Source organism: Caballeronia sp. (assembly GCF_049581465.1).
Taxonomy (GTDB): domain Bacteria; phylum Pseudomonadota; class Gammaproteobacteria; order Burkholderiales; family Burkholderiaceae; genus Caballeronia.
The window spans coordinates 1-2,522 of sequence record NZ_JBAUSA010000918.1 but is presented as its reverse complement, the minus strand read 5'-3'; the positions used below and the strand labels follow the sequence as shown (position 1 = coordinate 2,522).

Genomic DNA, 2,522 nt, shown 5'->3' with positions numbered 1-2,522 from the left:
AATCAGGGACGCCAAAGGCGTCTTCACGGGCTTTCGCACCAGTGGCCGCGACATCACTGAGCGCAAACAAGTCGAGGCCGAACTTCGCATTGCCGCGGTCGCCTTCGACTCGCTAGAGGCCATGATGGTCACCGACGCCAGCAGTACGATCCTGCGTGTCAATTCGGCTTTCACCGAGTGCACCGGCTACACGGCCGAGGAAGCGGTGGGCCAGACGCCGCAGTTGCTGCGCTCGGACCGCCACGACGCTGCTTTCTACCGTGAGATGTGGGAAACGATCCACCGGGTAGGCGGTTGGCACGGGGAAATCTGGGATCGCCGCAAGAATGGCGAGGTCTATCCAAAATGGCTCTCTATATCGGCGGTGACGGGAGATGACGGGGCTGTCAGCCACTATGTCGGCACGCACTACGACATTACCGAACGCAAGATCGCGGAAGAAAGAATCAAGGAGTTGGCTTTCTTTGACGCCCTTACCCGTTTGCCCAACCGTACCCTGCTGTTGGATCGCCTGAAGCTGGCCATGGCGCTCAGCGACCGCAATCAAACGTGTGGCGCCTTGCTGTTCGTCGACGTCGACCATTTCAAGACGTTGAACGACACCCTGGGCCACGACAAAGGTGACCTTCTGCTGCAGCAGGTGGCGCAACGTCTTGCGTCCAGCGTGCGTGAAAGTGACACGGTGGCGCGGGTAGGGGGTGACGAGTTCGTGGTGGTCCTGGGAAACTTGAACGTAAGCTGGCAAGAGGCCGCGAGCGAGACCGAAGTCATGGGTGAAAAAATCCTGACGGTCCTTAGCAATACGTATCAGCTTGACGATATCAAATACCGCAGCACTGCGAGTGTGGGTGCCACATTGTTCCGGGGCCAGCAGACCTCCATTGACGAACTGCTCAAACAGGCAGACCTCGCCATGTACAAGTCCAAGGAAAAAGGGCGCAACGCAATGTGTTTCTTTGACCCGGCCATGCAGACCGCCGTGGTGGAAAGAGCCGCGTTGGAGGCAGGTCTGCGCAACGCAATCGAAGCGAATCAGTTCTTGCTCCATTACCAGGCGCAGGTGGTCGACGGCGACCGTGTAACGGGTGCCGAAGCACTGGTGCGCTGGCAGCATCCGGAGCGCGGTATGGTGCCTCCTGTCGATTTCATTGCCCTGGCAGAAGAAACCGGACTGATCCTTGCCCTGGGCAAGTGGGTTTTGGAAACCGCATGCGCTCAACTGGCGCTATGGGCAACCCGGCCAGAAATGGCTCACCTCACGATTGCGGTCAATGTCAGCGCCCAGCAGTTCCGCGAGCCCGACTTCGTGGACACCGTGTTGACGGTAATCAGTCGGACAGGCGCAAGAGCAAACAGGTTAAAGCTGGAGCTGACGGAGAGCGTGCTGGTGCACAATGTGCAGGACATCATTGAGAAGATGTCCGTGCTCAAAGCCCGGGGCGTGGTTTTCTCGCTGGATGATTTCGGTATCGGATATTCTTCGCTTTCCTATTTGAAGCGCTTGCCTTTGGATCAGTTGAAAATCGACCAGTCGTTTGTGCGGGACGTTTTGGTCGACCCCAACGATGCCGTCATCGTCAAGACCATCGTGGCGCTTGGGCGGAGCCTGGGCTTGGGGGTAATCGCCGAGGGCGTGGAGACTGAAGCGCAACGGGCCTTCCTCGCAAGAGCGGGATGCCATGCCTATCAGGGTTTCTATTTTTGCCGTCCGCTGTCCATCGAGGGCTTTGAGGAGTTTGCGAGCGGGTTTGATTCCCAGCTAAAGATCCATGCCTGATCGCGTTTTATGATGATCCAGACGCCCCTGTTGCTCGCAGAGTACGCCGCGTAAATAATAAGCACCATAATCAAACTTGCTCACCTAATATTGGTGTGGGTGTTCACGTTTTCGACCGTTGCTTTGGAGACGCCGCCATGAACCGGCCGATGGTTCGGTTTCCACCTCACGCGATCAGCGCTGCAACGGTCTGGAAGTGGTTTAAATGGCCGCTTGCCGCTGCTGTTCTGGCCGCGCTGGCATTTGCGGCGCGCTTTTGCCAGATGGAGATCGAGACGTCGAGACTGCAGGCGCGCTACTTGTCTGAACTAACCCGCGACGTCGGTTTCGCGGTCGCGGACGGCCCGAGCAGCAGTAGCGGCTTTCCCGCGATTTCGGTGAACGGCCCGTATGACAAGCGTCTCGGTTACGCATTGCTGCCGTCGTTCGAGCAGCGTCTGGCTGAACGCGGGTTTACAGTTGCCTCACAGGCGCGCAGTTCGGAACGACTGCTGTCGCTTGCGGATGACGGGCTGTTCCCGCCTTACGAAGAGAAAGATCAAGCCGGCCTGCTGCTGTTCGATAGCACCGGTGCGCCGCTTTTCGGTTCACGCTATCCGAAACGGATCTACGACCGCTTCGACGCCATTCCACCGGTCGTTGTCAACGCGCTGCTGTTCATCGAGGACCGCGACCTGCTCGACGCAGACCAGCCGAACCGCAACCCCGCGATCGACTGGGGGCGCTTCAGCCGCGCGATTGTCGA

At 58.6% G+C, this 2,522-nt stretch carries 1 protein-coding gene and 1 pseudogene; both read left to right on the top strand.

The features are described from left to right. Positions 1-1,777, top strand: a 1,777-nt coding sequence (locus tag WCA53_RS22600) for a putative bifunctional diguanylate cyclase/phosphodiesterase (RefSeq protein ID WP_423915752.1), incomplete at its 5' end; no start/stop codon positions are given. Positions 1,778-1,914: 137 nt separating this feature from the next. Next, a pseudogene (locus WCA53_RS22595) lies at positions 1,915-2,522 on the top strand (glycosyl transferase family 51); the annotation flags it as partial.